17 protein-coding genes, 2 tRNA genes and 1 rRNA gene are annotated in these 17,705 nt (G+C 31.9%); 19 read left to right on the top strand and 1 reads right to left on the bottom strand.

Translation table 11 applies throughout. The features are described 5' to 3' along the window. Positions 1–283: 283 nt before the first annotated feature. Complete coding sequence (locus IEU88_RS13345; protein WP_096808805.1) at positions 284–1,477, bottom strand: FtsW/RodA/SpoVE family cell cycle protein; 1,194 nt, start codon at positions 1,475–1,477, stop codon at positions 284–286. A 261-nt stretch (positions 1,478–1,738) separates the two neighbouring features. On the opposite strand from IEU88_RS13345, the gene IEU88_RS13340 reads away from it, so the two are divergent. The 19 genes from IEU88_RS13340 to IEU88_RS13250 form a co-directional block, all read left to right on the top strand. Further along, positions 1,739–2,809, top strand: coding sequence for a D-alanine--D-alanine ligase (locus IEU88_RS13340; protein WP_096808806.1), 1,071 nt, complete (start codon positions 1,739–1,741; stop codon positions 2,807–2,809). 12 nt (positions 2,810–2,821) lie between these two features. Further along, positions 2,822–4,177, top strand: coding sequence for a UDP-N-acetylmuramoyl-tripeptide--D-alanyl-D-alanine ligase (locus IEU88_RS13335; protein WP_103373123.1), 1,356 nt, complete (start codon positions 2,822–2,824; stop codon positions 4,175–4,177). A gap of 432 nt (positions 4,178–4,609) precedes the next feature. Continuing rightward, entirely contained in the window at positions 4,610–6,115 is a 1,506-nt protein-coding gene (gene cshA / locus IEU88_RS13330) for a degradosome RNA helicase CshA (protein WP_103373220.1), read from the top strand. Between the two features lie 342 nt (positions 6,116–6,457). Beyond that, a complete protein-coding gene (locus IEU88_RS13325; RefSeq protein WP_096808809.1) occupies positions 6,458–6,937 on the top strand; it encodes a PH domain-containing protein in 480 nt (159 codons plus the stop codon). Continuing rightward, positions 6,930–8,435 carry a PH domain-containing protein gene (locus IEU88_RS13320; protein ID WP_103373221.1) on the top strand — a complete coding sequence of 502 codons (1,506 nt, stop codon included), beginning with the start codon at positions 6,930–6,932 and terminating at the stop codon, positions 8,433–8,435. The genes IEU88_RS13325 and IEU88_RS13320 overlap by 8 nt, the downstream gene beginning before the upstream one ends. Beyond that, a complete protein-coding gene (locus IEU88_RS13315; RefSeq protein ID WP_103373222.1) occupies positions 8,428–8,910 on the top strand; it encodes a PH domain-containing protein in 483 nt (160 codons plus the stop codon). The genes IEU88_RS13320 and IEU88_RS13315 overlap by 8 nt, the downstream gene beginning before the upstream one ends. 62 nt (positions 8,911–8,972) lie before the next feature. Then, positions 8,973–9,323, top strand: coding sequence for a holo-ACP synthase (gene acpS, locus IEU88_RS13310; RefSeq protein ID WP_103373223.1), 351 nt, complete (start codon positions 8,973–8,975; stop codon positions 9,321–9,323). 115 nt (positions 9,324–9,438) lie between these two features. Further along, entirely contained in the window at positions 9,439–10,587 is a 1,149-nt protein-coding gene (alr, locus tag IEU88_RS13305) for an alanine racemase (RefSeq protein ID WP_103373224.1), read from the top strand. An 87-nt stretch (positions 10,588–10,674) separates the two neighbouring features. After that, positions 10,675–10,845, top strand: coding sequence for a type II toxin-antitoxin system antitoxin MazE (mazE, locus tag IEU88_RS13300; protein ID WP_096808814.1), 171 nt, complete (start codon positions 10,675–10,677; stop codon positions 10,843–10,845). Continuing rightward, positions 10,842–11,204, top strand: coding sequence for a type II toxin-antitoxin system PemK/MazF family toxin (locus tag IEU88_RS13295; RefSeq protein ID WP_096808815.1), 363 nt, complete (start codon positions 10,842–10,844; stop codon positions 11,202–11,204). Before mazE ends, IEU88_RS13295 begins: the two co-directional genes overlap by 4 nt. A gap of 294 nt (positions 11,205–11,498) precedes the next feature. Further along, a complete protein-coding gene (locus IEU88_RS13290; RefSeq protein ID WP_242692998.1) occupies positions 11,499–12,542 on the top strand; it encodes a SpoIIE family protein phosphatase in 1,044 nt (347 codons plus the stop codon). A 68-nt stretch (positions 12,543–12,610) separates the two neighbouring features. Next, positions 12,611–12,937, top strand: a complete 327-nt coding sequence (locus IEU88_RS13285) for an anti-sigma factor antagonist (protein ID WP_096808817.1) — start codon at positions 12,611–12,613, stop codon at positions 12,935–12,937. A 1-nt stretch (position 12,938) separates the two neighbouring features. Beyond that, positions 12,939–13,421 (top strand): anti-sigma B factor RsbW, encoded by a 483-nt coding sequence (gene rsbW, locus IEU88_RS13280; RefSeq protein WP_096808818.1) that lies wholly within the window; start codon positions 12,939–12,941, stop codon positions 13,419–13,421. Beyond that, positions 13,396–14,133: an RNA polymerase sigma factor SigB gene (sigB, locus tag IEU88_RS13275; RefSeq protein ID WP_103373581.1), complete on the top strand. Its 738-nt coding sequence runs from the start codon at positions 13,396–13,398 to the stop codon at positions 14,131–14,133. Before rsbW ends, sigB begins: the two co-directional genes overlap by 26 nt. Positions 14,134–14,281: 148 nt before the next feature. Continuing rightward, complete coding sequence (locus IEU88_RS13270) at positions 14,282–16,432, top strand: Tex family protein (RefSeq protein ID WP_103373582.1); 2,151 nt, start codon at positions 14,282–14,284, stop codon at positions 16,430–16,432. Then, positions 16,425–16,877: a SprT family protein gene (locus IEU88_RS13265; RefSeq protein ID WP_103373583.1), complete on the top strand. Its 453-nt coding sequence runs from the start codon at positions 16,425–16,427 to the stop codon at positions 16,875–16,877. The genes IEU88_RS13270 and IEU88_RS13265 overlap by 8 nt, the downstream gene beginning before the upstream one ends. Positions 16,878–17,248: 371 nt before the next feature. Then, positions 17,249–17,331, top strand: a tRNA-Leu gene (locus tag IEU88_RS13260). Positions 17,332–17,363: 32 nt separating this feature from the next. Beyond that, a tRNA-Gly gene (locus tag IEU88_RS13255) sits at positions 17,364–17,437 on the top strand. 144 nt (positions 17,438–17,581) lie between these two features. Beyond that, positions 17,582–17,705, top strand: a 16S ribosomal RNA gene (locus IEU88_RS13250); the annotation flags it as partial.

Below are 17,705 nucleotides of genomic sequence, written 5' to 3'. Positions count from 1 at the left end.
TGGACCATTGGTTATATTAGGGTATTTTAGTGTGTTATTAATAAATGATTGATATTTTTTTAAAGTTTTCAAGATTATTTTTAATTTGAGACATACTTTGTTGGCATCTATTTCATCAAGGGTACTTATAAAATCTATTGAATTATTCATAGGCGCATAATCTCTCCTTAATTTATTTGGTCAGATATTTAAATTATAGAGATTTTTGCGCTTTTTTGTACCAAAAAACAGGACTGATTTTTATATCAGTCCTGTTTAGTATAGAGCCAATCTATTTAGCTGATTATTTATTTTTAGTTTGAGCAGTGTAGTGTTTAGATTGGTGGTAATATATTGATAATATTACACCTACACCGCACATTAAACTCCATAATGAACTACCACCATAACTTATAAATGGTAACGGTATACCAGTTATTGGTAATAACTGTATCGTCATCCCAATATTTTCTAAAACGTGGAATAATATCATCGTAGTAAATCCAATTATAAACAATTTACTAAATGGTAAGTCGATTTTAGTTGCAAGTCTGACTAAATGGAAAATAAGTCCTAGGAAAATCAAAATTAAAATGACAGACCCAATAAACCCAAATTCTTCGCCTACAACCGAAAAAATAAAATCAGTGTGGTTTTCTGGAATGTAAACCTCACCTTGGTTGAATCCTTTTCCAAATAATTGTCCAGACCCAATCGCTTTAAGTGATTCAGTTAGATGAAAACCATCTCCACTACTATAAGTATATGGGTCAAGCCAAGAGTTTATACGACTCATTTGGTAGGATTGAATGCCAAAACTATTTTCTAAAATAGAAGGTTTGTATATAACTGATAACACGACACCAGAAGCTATCACGAGTGAGCCTATTAATATAGGTGCTAGTATTTTCCATGTTATACCACTTACAATCATGACACCAACAATAATCGCAAAAATGACAAGCGTTGTACCTAAATCATTTTGTAGTAAGATAAGTACCATTGGAATAAAGGCTATACCAATAATTTTAAAGAATAATTTGAAATCTGTTTCTAAAGATTTATTAAAAGTGAATTGGTTGTGTTTTGTAACAATTTTAGCTAATGCTAAAATGATAACTATTTTCATAAATTCAGAAGGCTGGACACTAATAGGGCCAAATGTGTACCAGCTTTTTGCACCGTTTATGATAGGTGTGATTGGCGTTTCTGGAATAACAAGTAATAAAAGTAATGAGACACATAGGATAATATAAAGTAAATATGTATATTTCATAAGTTTTTTAGGCGAAATTAACATGATTAAACATGCAATGATTGCTCCAAAAACATAATATAATATTTGACGTATACTAAAATTGGCGCTGTATTGGCCGCCCCCCATTGCAGAATTAATAAATGTAATACTTATTATAGCTAATAAAATGATGATGCCTACTAAAATCCAGTCTATTTTCCGGATCCAATGATTATTTTTTGATTGACGTGAAGTATTCATTTCTTACTCCTTTGAAAAACTATTATTTCTAATATATATAGTATATATAGATTTTACCGAACTTTATACTATTTTGCTAGAAGTAGGGTATATAAAATCAAAAATATAATTGTAAGGTTAATTAAAGTTATCACTTTAAATACTTGAAAATCTTCAATATACTAATTAAAAAAATAATCATTCTTCAACTACGTAACAAATGCAAAATATTTATAAATCGTGATATGATGTAGTTTAAGAATTCTATATGGAGGCTAAAATATGGCTAAAGAAAATGTTTGTATCGTTTATGGTGGGAAAAGTGCGGAACACGATGTTTCAATATTAACAGCACAAAATGTCTTGAATGCGATTGATAAAGATAAATATCAAGTAGACATCATTTACATAACAAATGACGGTGACTGGAAAAAGAAAGAAAATATCGTAAATCCTATAGATGACATAGATACATTACGATTAACAGATGTTAATGCTGGAGAAATATCTCATTTATTAAGTACAGGTAGCTTAGGTGGTGCCTACAGTGCAATTTTCCCATTATTACATGGTCCAAATGGTGAGGATGGTACGATACAAGGTCTGTTTGAAGTATTAGATATACCGTATGTCGGCAATGGTGTATTAGCTGCTTCAAGTTCAATGGATAAACTTGTTATGAAACAATTATTCGCACATAGAGGGTTACCTCAGTTACCATATGTAAGCTTTTTAAGAAGTGAATATCAAAAATATGAACATAATATTTTAAAATTAGTGCACGATAAATTAGAATATCCAGTTTTTGTTAAACCTGCTAATCTAGGTTCAAGTGTAGGTATCAGTAAATGTAATAATGAAGAAGCGTTGAAAACTGGTATTGAAGAAGCATTTCAATTTGACCGTAAATTAGTAATTGAACAAGGTATTAATGCTCGAGAAATCGAAGTAGCTGTACTAGGTAACGATTATCCAGAAACGACTTGGCCTGGAGAAGTCGTTAAAGACGTGGCATTTTATGACTATAAAGCGAAATACAAAGATGGAAAAATTAGATTAGATATTCCTGCAGACTTAGATGATGAAGTGAAAATGACTTTGAGAAATATGGCTGTGGAAGCTTTTAAAGCAACAGATTGCTCTGGTTTATTACGCGCAGATTTCTTTGTAACGGATGATAATCAAATTTTTATAAATGAAACAAATGCTATGCCAGGTTTTACTGCTTATAGTATGTACCCAAGCTTATGGGAAAATATGGGGGTAAGTTATGCCGAATTAATTAGTAGATTAATTGAACTAGCAAAAGAAAAACACGAAGATAAAAAGAAAAATAAATACAAAATTGATTGAGGCGATTAATTCATGATTGAAGTAACTTTAGAACAAATCAAAGAATGGATTCCATGTGAAATTGATAATGACTATTTAGATTACACAATTAAAGGTGTTTCTATAGATTCGAGAAAAATCGAGGCGCAAAACTTATTTATTCCATTTAAAGGAGAACACGTGGATGGCCATAAATATGTTGTTCAAGCATTAAAAGATGGCGCAGGGGCAGCATTTTATCAAAAAGACAATGCAATGGATTGTGAAATTTCTGGTCCTATCATTTGGGTAGATGACACACTGGAAGCATTACAGAAATTAGCAAAAGCGTATTTAGCCTTTGTTAAACCTTATGTGGTTGCGGTGACTGGTTCTAATGGTAAAACAACAACGAAAGACATGATTGAAAGTGTATTAAAACCTCAATTTAAAGTGAAAAAGACGCAAGGTAATTATAACAACGAAATTGGTATGCCACTCACAATTTTGCAATTAGACCAAGATACAGAAATCTCTATATTGGAAATGGGGATGTCAGGTTTTCATGAAATTGAAGCTTTAAGTCGATTGGCAAGTCCAGACATTGCTGTAATAACTAATATTGGTGAATCACATATGCAAGACTTGGGTTCAAGAGGAGGTATAGCAAAAGCTAAATCTGAAATTACGATAGGGCTCAAATCTCAAGGGCTATTTATTTACGATGGCGACGAGCCTTTGTTAAAGCCTCACGTAAGTCAATTAATGAACTTAGATTTATTAAGTATAGGTAAAGCAGCAACGAATGATCTAGTATGTTGTATTGAAAAAACAGATAATACAGGCATTATTTTTAATATCAATCATGAGGAACAATATGAATTACCGATTTTAGGCGAACACAATATGAAAAATGCAACTATAGCTATCGCTGTTGGTAAAAGATTGAATTTGAATTATGAAACTATATTTAAAAATTTACAACAAGTTCAACTCACAGGTATGAGAATGGAGCAACATCATACAAATGAGGAGAGATTGGTTATAAATGATGCGTATAATGCAAGTCCAACTAGTATGAAAGCTGCTATCGATACTCTCAGCAGTATGGAAGGAAGAAAAATTCTCGTGCTCGGTGATGTGCTGGAACTAGGGCCTAATAGTCAATTAATGCATGAATCGGTTGGTAATTTCTTAGATAATAAACAAATTGATGCATTATTTACTTATGGAAGAGAAGCGCGTCATATTCATCATACTGGCCAAGCATTCGTAAATTATGCAGCGCACACTACTGATAAATCAGAATTGATTGGCTCACTAAAATCATATATAGAACCCCAAGACAAGATTTTAATTAAAGGTTCACGGGGTATGCAATTAGAAGAAGTGGTAGAAGCGTTAATTTAACTTTCTTTATTAACATACGTTTTAAAATATAAACATTAACTTTATTATGGACACCGCGATTTATTTCACTTTTTTAAGTGTGAATTGTGGTGTTTTAATTATTTTTTAATTAATAAAAGGCACAAAGTTAAGTGTTATTTGTATTCATTAAGAAGTTTCTTGTAAATAAATATTCTAATAATTAACTATATAAACAAATTAACAATTTTTTTTCGAAAGATAAAATAAATACCAGAAAATAAAATTAAACGCTTACAACCTATATATTACAGTGTTTTCTGAGCAGAATATGATTATAAATGTTAAGGGTTATGTTATTTTAACAAATTTGGTTTATTGCGATTATATACTTGAGGTGGTACTATAAAGAAGTTGAAGAAACTTAGATGAACATATATGTATAGAAATACAGATAAATAAAGGAGAATTATATTGCAAAATTTTAAAGAATTAGGGATCTCAGATAAAACGGTAGAAACCCTACAATCTATGGGGTTCGATGAAGCCACTCCTATACAAAAAGAGAGTATCCCTCTTGCCTTAGAAGGTAAGGATGTTCTTGGTCAAGCGCAAACAGGTACAGGAAAAACAGGCGCATTTGGTATTCCACTTATTGAAAAAGTGGCGAATCGAGAAGGGGTTCAATCATTAATCCTAGCACCAACAAGAGAGTTAGCTATGCAAGTAGCTGAATCGCTTAGAGCTTTTGCTAATGGACAAAATGTGCAAGTAGTAACTGTATTTGGTGGTATGCCAATAGATCGCCAAATCAAATCACTTAAAAAAGGTCCCCAAATCGTTGTAGGAACACCTGGACGTGTAATTGATCATTTAAACCGTCGCACATTAAAAACAAATGATATTCATACGCTTATATTAGACGAAGCGGATGAAATGATGAATATGGGCTTTATTGATGACATGAAATTTATCATGGATAAAATCCCAGCTGAACAACGTCAAACAATGCTATTTTCAGCTACAATGCCTAAAGCAATTCAAACTTTAGTTCAACAATTTATGAAATCACCAGTCATTGTTAAAACAATGAATAATGAGATGTCAGATCCACAAATTGATGAATATTATACAATTGTGAAAGAACTTGAGAAATTTGATACCTTTACAAACTTCTTAGATGTACATCAACCAGAATTAGCCATTGTATTTGGTCGTACGAAACGTCGTGTTGATGAATTAACAAGTGCATTAATTTCAAAAGGCTATAAAGCTGAAGGTTTACACGGTGACATTACACAAGCTAAACGTTTAGAAGTATTAAAGAAATTTAAAAACGACCAATTAGATATATTAGTTGCAACTGATGTTGCAGCAAGAGGACTTGATATCTCTGGCGTGAGTCACGTTTATAACTTTGATATCCCTCAAGATACGGAAAGCTATACGCATAGAATTGGACGTACAGGTCGTGCTGGTAAAAAAGGTGTAGCGATTACTTTTGTTAACCCAATCGAAATGGATTATATCAGACAAATCGAACAAGCTAACAAACGACAAATGACAGCATTAAGACCCCCTCATCGTAAAGAAGTGCTTAAAGCACGTGAAAATGATATTAAAGGTAAGGTTCAAAAATGGATGTCTAGAGAGAACGAACCTAGATTACAACGTATTGCTACAGAATTAATTGAAGAATATAATGATGTAGATTTAGTTGCATCTTTACTACAAGAGCTTGTAGAATCAAATGATGAAGTTGATGTTCAACTTACATTTGAAAAACCATTATCTCGTAAAGGTCGCCAAAGTAAAGGCCCTAGACGTAGTGGCAACAACCACAAACGTGGAAATAAATTTGACAACAAAAACCGTCGTTCAAAAGGCGGATTCAACAATAAAAAGAAAAATGATAGATCAGCAGATAGAAATAACAAGAAATCAATGAAAGGTCGCACATTCGCAGACCACAAAAAATAATATACTTTATCATATATGAACGTTAGGTTTAGTCACTCCAATTTTTGGAGTGATTTTTTTTACGCGGAATAGGATGATTAAACGTCATTTTTAAATTATTATATACATCAAATAGCAATATAGTTTAAGTTGCAGACGAGACATACATTAATATTTCAATATTGAATATAATAATGGCATATTGATTGTAATAGAAAAGATGTGGACCAAGTATTAAAGCCCTTCAGTCGACTTTATCATATTAAATCAACGCAATTTTTATTTTACGCTATTGAATCATTAATGTAGCAAATATAGTAGCTATGTTATAATGAATTGAAAATTCTAAGAAGGAGTGTAAGCATGACTAACGACCCACAATTTAGGCGTAGTCCCAAACAAGCCATTAGCTATTATTACATAGTAGAAGTTTTTGAATTAATTGTTAGTTTGGCTGTGATAGCGATGCTAATATTTTTATGGAATCATTATGAATGGTGGCACTTTTTGATTTATATATTTATTACTGCTATTGTATTTGATGTTTTATATGTAATTGTAAAACCATGGTTAAAATACCAATATACATTTTATAGGATGATGGACCATTATATTGAAATTAAGACAGGTTTCTTTTTTAAGAAGAATGATATTGTTAAGTTTGAACGTACGCAATTTTTAGAAAGAAAAAGTAATCCTCTGTTAAAAAGATTATTTCTAGACAAACTATCGTTAAAAACTGCAGGTCACACAGTTGATTTCCCGCTTCTCTTAACGACAGACGTTGAATCATTTGAAAGTAATATTTTAGAATTTTTACGTGGAGCTGATTATGATGTATAGTCCTCAAAAATTACATCCTATATCTTACATAACTGGAATAATAGAGGCGTTAAAACAAAATATCATTTTAATTATTATTTTCTTAGTATTTAATTTACGTAACTTTGACTTTTCTGATTACACTTCATATATATATCCTGGAATTGTTACTATTTTGTTTTTAATATCTTTTATCCTTCAGATACTAAAGGTTTACAATACAAGCTATTGGATAGAAAACGATCATTTTATTTTAGCTACTGGTATTTTCACTAAGGAAAGAAAGGAATTAAATATACGTAGAATTCAAACATTAGATACATCACAAGGGATTATTAATCAAATTGTAGGCGGGGTTAAATTGCAAATTAAAACTCCGAGTGATGGCATAGAATTAGATACAGTATCCAAAGTACAAAGTGAATTTATTCAACAAACGTTAAAAGAAAAACAACAAAGCCTTGCTCAAAATCCTGAGGTGAATATAACAGAATCATCATTTACAAATCAGAAAGAAGAGGAAACATTTGAAGACAAATCGCAATCTATAGATGTATATAAATTAACTTTCAAAGAATTGTTATTTATGGCATTAACGAGTGGCGTTATCGGTGTAGCTTTTGCAACGCTTTCACCGATATTTGTAGCGTTGAATGATATTATACCTTGGCACTTAATTACTGATACATTCTCTCAAGTTTTTCAAGCCACGTTTATGGTTGTATTAATAATTGTTGCGCTTGTTATCCTACTAAGTTATATTTTTGGGACAATTATCGAGATTATCAGAAATTTTAATTATACAGTGACACAGCAAGGTAATCAGTTAAATATCCAATATGGTTTGTTTAACGTCAAAAGTATTACTGTACCTACTGATAGGGTCCAAGCAGTCGTTGAGCGACAATCATTTCTAAGAAAATTATTCGGTTATACCTCAATACATTTTGTTATTACAAGTGATATGGGAAGTACGGATAAAGATGATGTAAGTCTTGGAGGTAATGTCATGATTCTGCCATTTATTAAAAGAGAAAAAGCTTTTAAAATTATTAGAAACCTTATTCCAAGTATGATGTTTGATAAACCTGAAATTGGTATGCCTTGGCGTGGGTGTCATAGATATTTTTGGAGAGAATCGCTCGTTCTAATCATTATGGCTGCAATCGCGACATATTATTGGTCTGCTTGGTCTTTTGCTATCGCTAGTTTCGTTATTATATTAATGATTTTACATAGCATTATTGTTATAAAATCATCAGGATTCAAATTAAATGGTGATGAAATGATTGTACGTAATGTAACTATGTTTGGCTTTAAAAATACGTATTTTAAACACGATAAATTATTAGGTATGCAAATTACAAAGAATCCATTTTTAAGTCGTAGTAACTTAGCAAATTTTAATTTTATAATTGCAAAAGCGGCTGGAAATGCAGAGATAGGATTGAAATATAGTGAAGATAAAAACGTGAAAGCATTAAAGAAATGGTATTTGAGGGGTGATATTGATGAATGATTATAATTATATGCATCCATCTGGAAAAACAGTCATACGACTTTCATCTTTAATTAGTGTAGCAGTTTTTATCATCATTTTAGCTATCGTTTCTGTTGTGAACCAAGCGTGGTTACATCTTATTAGTTCTAAAATGATGTTTTGGATATGGATAGTTGGAACAGTCATTATCTTAATTATTTTAATCATGGGGTGCCTCATCATACCTATCTATCGATATAAAATATTTAGATATAAGTTAGTTAATCAAGAAGTAACTGTTAGAAATGGTTTGTGGTTTATTAATGTTGTAAATATACCGTTATTTCGGATCCAAAATGTAGATACACATGAAGGTATTATAATGAGAAAATATAATTTAACGAGTTTGACTTTATCGACAGCTGGAGGTAATACTGAGATAAAGTTAATAGATAAAAACAAAGCATATGCGTTAAAACAAGCAATTAAAAATAGTAATAATTCTATGCAATAAAATCAATAACGGCATTTCCCTATAAATTAAAGTAACTTGGCATAGAAAGTTAGGAGTAGCTTATGATACATGGTGTCGGTGTAGACTTAATAGAAATCGATAGAATCAAAAAGATTTATCAAAGGCAAGACAAACTTATCGAACGGGTGCTATCTATAAATGAACAAAAGCGTTTTAACCAATTTAATAATGAAGTACGGAAAATAGAGTTTTTAGCTGGTAGATTCACTTGTAAGGAAGCTTTCAGTAAAGCGTTAGGGACTGGACTTGGTAAATCTATTGCGCTAAATGAAATAGATTGCTTTAATGACGAACGAGGCAAACCTTGTATCCATTATGACGGATTCAAAGTGCATGTAAGTATTTCTCATACAGAGCATTATGCCATGAGCCAGGTTATCATAGAAAAATAAAGTGAGTTTTTAATCAATGATTAGAATATAAGATTTGAATATTTTTTTAGAATTGTTATAAAATGAGTTTTATATATAATCGGCAAATTTATTTTTGAAATGGAGGTTCCATTTAATGTCTGATAAGTATTATAGATCAACTTATTTAAACGTAGATTTAAATGCAATCGTTGCAAATTTTCAAGTTTTTCAAAAATTACATCCTAGTAAAACCGTGATGCCAGTAGTTAAAGCAAACAGTTATGGTTTAGGGAGTTTGAAAATCGCACGTCATTTGATGAGTAATGGTGCAGATTTTTTTGCGGTCGCTACATTAGATGAAGCGATTGAATTAAGAATGCACGGGATAGATGCTAAAATATTAGTACTGGGTGTAATTCCTACATATACCATAAATAAAGCCATACAACACCGTGTAGCAATTACAGTGCCTTCAAAAGAATGGTTAATTAAAGCATTAGAAGAAATACCAGAAGATAATGAGAAGGTCTTGTGGTTACATGTCAAAATTGATACAGGCATGGGCAGGTTAGGTATTAAAGATGTAGTTGAATATAAAGAAATCATCGAGTTGATTAACAATTGTGACCATTTAGTGTTTGAGGGTGTGTTTACGCATTTCGCTTGCGCAGATGAACCAGGAGAATCTATGATTAAACAACAAACGCTATTTGAATCCATTGTAAACGAAGAAGAAAAGCCACAGTATATACATTCACAAAATTCAGCAGGTGCTTTAATGAAAGATAGCCAATTTTGTAATGCAGTAAGAATTGGTATATCACTATATGGCTATTATCCTTCACAATATGTAAAAGATAATGTAAAAGTACATTTGAAACCAAGTGCACAATGGATAAGCGAAATTGTGCAAACTAAAATTTTACAACCAGGAGAATCCGTTAGCTATGGTAGTATTTATACCGCAGATGAACCTACTAAAATAGGTATCATACCTGTTGGTTATGCTGATGGTTTCCCAAGAATCATGTCCGGTTTCCACGTAAATGTGAACGGGCAGCAATGTGAAATTATCGGAAAAGTATGTATGGATCAAATAATTATTAAAATTCCAGAAGAAATTCAAATGGGTGATAAAGTGATATTAATGGACCATCATCCGGATAGTCAACAATCTGTGGAAGCGTTGGCACGTCAACAAAAAACAATTAATTATGAAGTGCTATGTCGCTTGAATAGAAGGTTGCCACGTATTTATTATGGAACGCAAGACCTAGAAATCCTTAATGAATTACTAAAATAGTATAGTCACTGTATTTAAAATTTGTTATTATATATCTAACAAGAAATCTCAATATATTCTATTTTAGTCACATGGAGGTCTTTATTCATGGCAAGTTTTAATCAAAACAGAAATCATAGTATTGAACAACTTTTAAAAGAAGGCTATTCACAAATGGCTGACTTGAATCTCTCCCTTGCGGCGGAAGCATTTCCATTTGAATGTGAAGCTTGCGATTGCAATGAAGTCTACATTAGCTCTAAGCATAACAATGAATGATGAGAAGAGGCGACGTTTATTTAGCTGATTTATCACCAGTACAGGGATCTGAACAAGGGGGAATAAGACCCGTAGTCATTATACAAAATGATACTGGTAATAAATATAGTCCTACCGTAATTGTAGCTGCAATTACTGGTAGGATTAATAAGGCTAAAATACCTACACATGTAGAAATAGAAAAAAGCAAGTATAAACTCGACAAAGACTCTGTTATTTTGTTAGAGCAAATACGTACTTTAGATAAAAACAGATTGAAAGAGAAATTAACATATTTATCTGATGAAAAAATGCAAGAGGTAAATAATGCTATAGATATTAGCTTAGGATTACATAATATTAGAAATCATAGAACATAATTCTTAAATAAACGTAATAAAATAGCGAGTTATAGACATCAATTCTCTATACATGCAACAAGCATTTAATTATAAGATTATTTGTACATAGAAAAGAGATAACAAATGATGCGTTTGTAATCACATATCTTTGAATAGGATGTTTAAGTTGAAAAGCTTTAGGTTATCCTAAAGCTTTTTTCGATATAAATAAATAATTCGAGGGTGTTTTACTTTAAATAGAAATTAAATTGTACAGCTTGTTTAACAATTTTAAATACATACATATAATAAAACATTTTTATGTTAAAACCGATGTATGCGATTTATATTTGCATTTTGAGGAGGAAATACCGAGTGAAAGAATTCAAAAATCAATATAAAGCGCTAATTGACGAAAGTTTACATGCAGTTAATGAAACAGATTTATTAAAAAAGTGCGAGAGCTTTACAGAAGAAGTAAAAAGAAAAGATTTACTGCCAGAAGATATTGTTGAAATTCATAAGAATTATGTCAAAGCGTTAGATTTAAATGATGAACAAATTTCTAAAACCTTTAATATACTTAAAGAAGTAGTCAAAGGGTTTGGATATAATTATAGGGACTATCAGCGACTTGTAGATCGATTGCAATATCATGATAAAGAGATTGACTTAGCATCTCGTTTACAGCAAACTATGCTTAAGACAGACATTCCTCAATTTGACAGTATACAAATCGGTGTAATCTCAGTAGCAGCACAAAAAGTAAGTGGTGATTATTTTAATTTAATAGATCATAGAGATGGCACGATGAGTTTCGCTGTTGCAGATGTCATAGGTAAAGGTATACCCGCTGCGTTAGCGATGAGTATGATTAAATTTGGAATGGACTCATATGGACATTCGCAATTACCAAGTGATGGACTTAAGCGGCTAAATCGTGTAGTTGAAAAAAACGTAAACCAAAATATGTTTGTGACGATGTTTTATGGTTTATATGAAGAATTAAATCATCTCTTATATTGTAGTTCTGCTGGTCACGAACCTGGTTATGTCTATAGAGCTGAAACTGAAGAATTTGAAGAAATCAGTGTTAGAGGACGTGTATTAGGTGTAAGCCAACAAACAAGATATAAACAACAAGAGATACCTATTTATTTAGATGATTTAGTTATCATATTTACGGATGGTGTCACTGAGGTTAGAAATGAAGCTGGTGATTTTTTAGATAAAAATTATCTTTTAAATATGATAAAAAAATATAAACATATGCACCCGCAAGACATCGTTCAACTTTTATATGAGGCGATTTTAAAAATCCAAAATCCAGATAGAAGAGACGATTTAACAATATTAATTATAAAAAGAGTCAATTAGATAAGATTAGCTTTTAAACTTAAAGGGTATAATGGTTATTAATGAAACTATGCTTAGGAGTGTAATTTATGAATCTGAATATTGAAACAGTAACACATGATACTCATTATGAGGTCAAAGTAGGTGGAGAATTAGATGTTTATACTGTTCCTGAATTGGAAGAAGTATTAGTACCGATGAGACAAGAAGGAACACATGATATATATGTTAATTTAGAAAATGTTAGTTATATGGATTCAACTGGTTTAGGACTATTTGTAGGAACGTTGAAAGCTTTAAACCAGAATGATAAAGAATTATATATTTTAGGTGCTTCAGATCGAATAAGTCGATTATTTGATATAACTGGGTTGAAAGATTTGATGCATGTTAATGAAGGAACGGAGGTCGAATAACATGCAACTTAAACAGGATTATATTGAAATGCGCTTACCAGCCTCAGCCGAATATGTAAGTTTAATACGTTTAACATTATCAGGGGTTTTTTCACGTGCTGGTGCCTCATATGATGATATAGAAGATGCAAAAATCGCAGTCAGTGAAGCAGTAACGAACGCAGTGAAACATGCATATAAAGATGACGCCACAGAGGTAGGCATGATTAACCTTTGTTTTGAAATTTTTGATGATAAAATTAAAATTGTAATTTCTGACCAAGGAGAAAGCTTTAATTACGAAGAAACGAAAGCAAAGCTAGGACCATATAAAGAAGATGAAAATATAGATTTTCTTAGAGAAGGAGGTCTTGGACTATTTTTAATCGAATCTTTAATGGATGAAGTTACAGTAGATAAAAATTCTGGTGTAACAATTAGCATGATTAAGTATATTAAAAAAGAGCAGGTGCGAAATAATGGCGAAAGAGTCGAAATCAGTTAATGACGTATCACCTGAACAAATAAACCAATGGATACTCGAGCATCAAAATAATGAAAACACCGATGCACAAGATAAACTTGTTAGACATTATAAAAAGTTAATCGAATCATTGGCCTATAAGTATTCAAAAGGCCAATCTCATCACGAAGATCTCGTTCAGGTTGGTATGGTTGGTTTAATTGGAGCGATTAACCGATTCGACCTATCTTTCGATAGAAAATTCGAAGCCTTTTTAGTACCAACTGTCATTGGTGAGATAAAGCGTTATTTACGTGATAAAACGTGGAGTGTACATGTTCCAAGACGCATTAAAGAGATTGGACCGCGTATCAAAAAAGTCACTGATGAATTAACTAATGAGTTAGAGCGTTCACCTTCTATTGCTGAAATAGCTAACCGGCTGGAAGTAAACGAGGAAGATGTGCTTGAAGCCATGGAAATGGGACAAAGTTATAATGCATTAAGCGTAGATCATTCTATTGAAGCGGATAAAGATGGCTCCACTGTTACATTATTAGATATTATGGGTCAGCAAGATGATAATTATGATTTAACAGAAAAACGAATGATTTTAGAGAAAATACTTCCTATTTTAACTGAACGTGAAAGAGAAATTATACAATGTACATTTATTGAAGGTTTAAGTCAAATGCATGTATCTCGTTTACAAAGAACAGCAATCAAGAAACTTCAAGAAGCAGCAAATAAATAAAATGCATGTTCGCAAAGCAGAATTCCAAACCCGGGATTCTGCTTTTATTGATGTTTGGTTGAGTATTATTAAAAGGCAAGGGGATAACGTTGTATGTTAGAATATAATAAAGCGTAAATCAATTTTTTATTTATGAGTGGAGGATACTATGGATAGTAATTTAATACAATCTATAAAAGAAAAATACAAATTTTCAAGCCAACAAATTCATGCAGTATTATCATTGCTTGAAGAAAAAAATACAGTACCGTTTATTGCTCGTTATCGTAAAGAGCAAACTGGTGGTTTAGATGAAGTAGAAATCAAACAAATTGATGATGAATATCAATACATGGTTAACCTACAAAAAAGAAAAGAAGAAGTCATACATAATATAGAAGAACAAGGTCTTTTAACTACAGAGTTAAAAAGCGATATTTTGAAACAAACCAAATTACAAAGAGTAGAAGATCTATACAGACCTTATAAACAAAAAAAGAAAACAAGAGCTACTGAAGCAAAAAGAAAAGGTTTAGAGCCGTTTGCACAATGGCTTAGAAAATCGAAATTGGATATGTCAGTTGAAGAAAAAGCAATGCAATTTTTAAATGAAGAAATAACAGATAAAGCACAAGCAATTAAAGGCGCACAAGATATAATAGCTGAATCAGTATCAGACGCTCCTAAGTATAGAACGAAAATTCTTAAAGATACGTTCCAACATGGTAAAATAGTAACTCAAAAGAAAAAGAATGCCGATGACGAGAAAGAAATTTTTTCTATGTATTACGATTATTCGGAACCAATCAAACAAATTGCCAACCATAGAGTTTTAGCGATAAATCGTGGTGAAAAAGAGAAAGTATTAACAGCAAAGATAGAGATGGACACACAAGGTATCGAGAATTTTATTCGTAAAAATGAAATAACATCTCAACATGAAGGGTCAAATGTTGTAGGAGACGCGATAAAGGATAGTCTAAAACGATTAATCATGCCTTCGATAGAGAGGGAAATAAGAGGAGATTTAACAGAAAAAGCTGAAAACCATGCTATTGATGTATTTAGTGAAAACTTAAGAAACCTTTTATTACAACCGCCGATGAAAGGTAAACAAATATTGGGTGTCGACCCGGCGTTTAGAACAGGATGTAAATTAGCTGTAATCAATCCCTTTGGTACATTTATTGCAAAAGGAGTGATATACCCTCACCCACCAGCAAATAAAAAAGAAGAGGCAGAAAAAACGTTTGTTCAATTTGTAAACCATTATGATGTTGATTTAATTGCTATCGGTAATGGAACGGCAAGTAGAGAAACAGAACAATTCATAGCATCAATGATTCAAAAACACCAAATGAAAGCACAATTTATTATCGTAAATGAAGCTGGCGCATCAGTATATTCTGCTTCCGAGGTTGCTCGTTCAGAATTTCCAGATTTCCAAGTAGAAGAACGTAGTGCAGTATCTATTGGAAGAAGAGTGCAAGATCCATTAAGTGAGTTGGTGAAAATTGACCCGAAATCAATTGGCGTAGGCCAATATCAACATGACGTAAATCAAAAAGCATTGGAAGGTGCATTAACTTTTGTTGTGGAAACAGCTGTTAACCAGGTAGGTGTTGATGTAAATACTGCGTCACGTTCACTTTTACAATATGTGTCAGGCTTATCGTCGACAATCGCACAGAATATTATTACTTATCGAGAAGAAAATGGTGCGATTAAACACAATAAAGATATTGCTAAAGTGAAACGATTAGGGGCTAAAACATTCGAACAAAGTATTGGTTTCTTAAGAATCATCAATGGTAGTGAACCGTTAGATAATACATCCATTCACCCTGAAAGTTATGATGCAACCTACCAATTATTAAAGGAAATAGGTTTCAAAGTTGAGGATCTAGGTAATGACGAATTGAAATCAGCTTTAAATCATATAAATTTATCGAGTATGGCAACAAAACTAAATATTGGGGAACCAACGCTTGAAGATATCATTAAATCATTAATTGCTCCAAATAGAGACCCGCGGAATGAATTCGACACCCCTATGTTAAAATCAGATGTATTATCAATTGAAGATTTGTCACCTAATATGAAATTGAGTGGTACTGTGAGAAATGTGGTTGATTTTGGAGCATTTGTCGATATTGGTGTTAAACAAGATGGATTAGTGCATATCTCAAAACTCTCTAAGAAATTTGTTAAAAACCCGATGGATATTGTGAGTGTAGGAGATATCGTTGATGTTTGGATTTTAGATATAGATGATAAAAAAGGTAAAGTTTCATTGACAATGATTGATCCATATGGATAATGTAAATTTACAACAAATGACCGAGTCTATTTCTAAATCTTATTTTAATAGACCTTTTAAACATAAAGCTTATTTCAACCCAAGACTTAGAACCACTGGTGGCCGTTATATATTAAATACGCATAATATAGAAGTTAATGCTAAACAGTATAATAAGTTTGGGGAAAAGGCTATTGAAGATATTATTAAACATGAATTATGTCATTACCATCTTCATCTACAAGGAAAAGGGTATAAACACAAAGATAAAGACTTTAAAATATTAAGCACACAAACTGGGGCGCCAAGATTTTGCTCCGCTATAGAAAATTACGAAGATCGAGTTAGATATACGTATGTATGTTCTAATTGTAACTTAAAATTTAATAGGATAAGAAAAGTTAATACTGAAAAAATGGTTTGTGGACAGTGTAAGGGGAAATTAGTAGAAATAAAATTCCGTTAATTACGCATTTCAAATGAAAAAAGAAAGCTGATTGTATTTCATGAATTCAGCTTTCTTTTTTCACTTTTCACTTAATTTTTAATAAAATTCAGAGCTTTACCTGAATACCAAAGTAATATTTATATGAAATTTGTGTATATATATAAATAAAAACTTTAAATGATTATTTTTACTCTTTTTTATTATGCGAACGCATTGACGATATGTAGTTTATATTATAAGATATAAAACGTTGCGAAAATCATACGTAAACAAATACTTCAGTTGTTAACTTTGTAAAAGAAATTTTAAAAAGTTATTGACAAAACATTTCAAACATATTACAATGAAATACGTTATCTTGATGAACTAAACATCGTAGTGTCAACCGAGCGGCCGTGGCGGAATGGCAGACGCGCTAGGTTGAGGGCCTAGTGGGATTTATCCCGTGGAGGTTCAAGTCCTCTCGGCCGCATCAAAATACATTATCTGATTCTAATAAAATAAGCGGGTGTAGTTTAATGGCAAAACCTCAGCCTTCCAAGCTGATGTTGTGGGTTCGATTCCCATCACCCGCTCCAATAGGAAATATTTAAAATGAACATTGAAAACTGAATTGCAATATGTCAACGTTAATTCCGAATTCAACATTAAATGTTGATTCAAAACAATGTGTTATTGATAACACAAATTAGTATTTTATGAGCTAATCAAACATCATAATTTTTATGGAGAGTTTGATCCTGGCTCAGGATGAACGCTGGCGGCGTGCCTAATACATGCAAGTCGAGCGAACAGATAAGGAGCTTGCTCCTTTGACGTTAGCGGCGGACGGGTGAGTAACACGTG

Source organism: Staphylococcus nepalensis (genome assembly GCF_014635045.1).
In the GTDB taxonomy this organism is placed as follows: domain Bacteria; phylum Bacillota; class Bacilli; order Staphylococcales; family Staphylococcaceae; genus Staphylococcus; species Staphylococcus nepalensis.
This window is presented reverse-complemented; position numbering and strand designations above follow the sequence as displayed.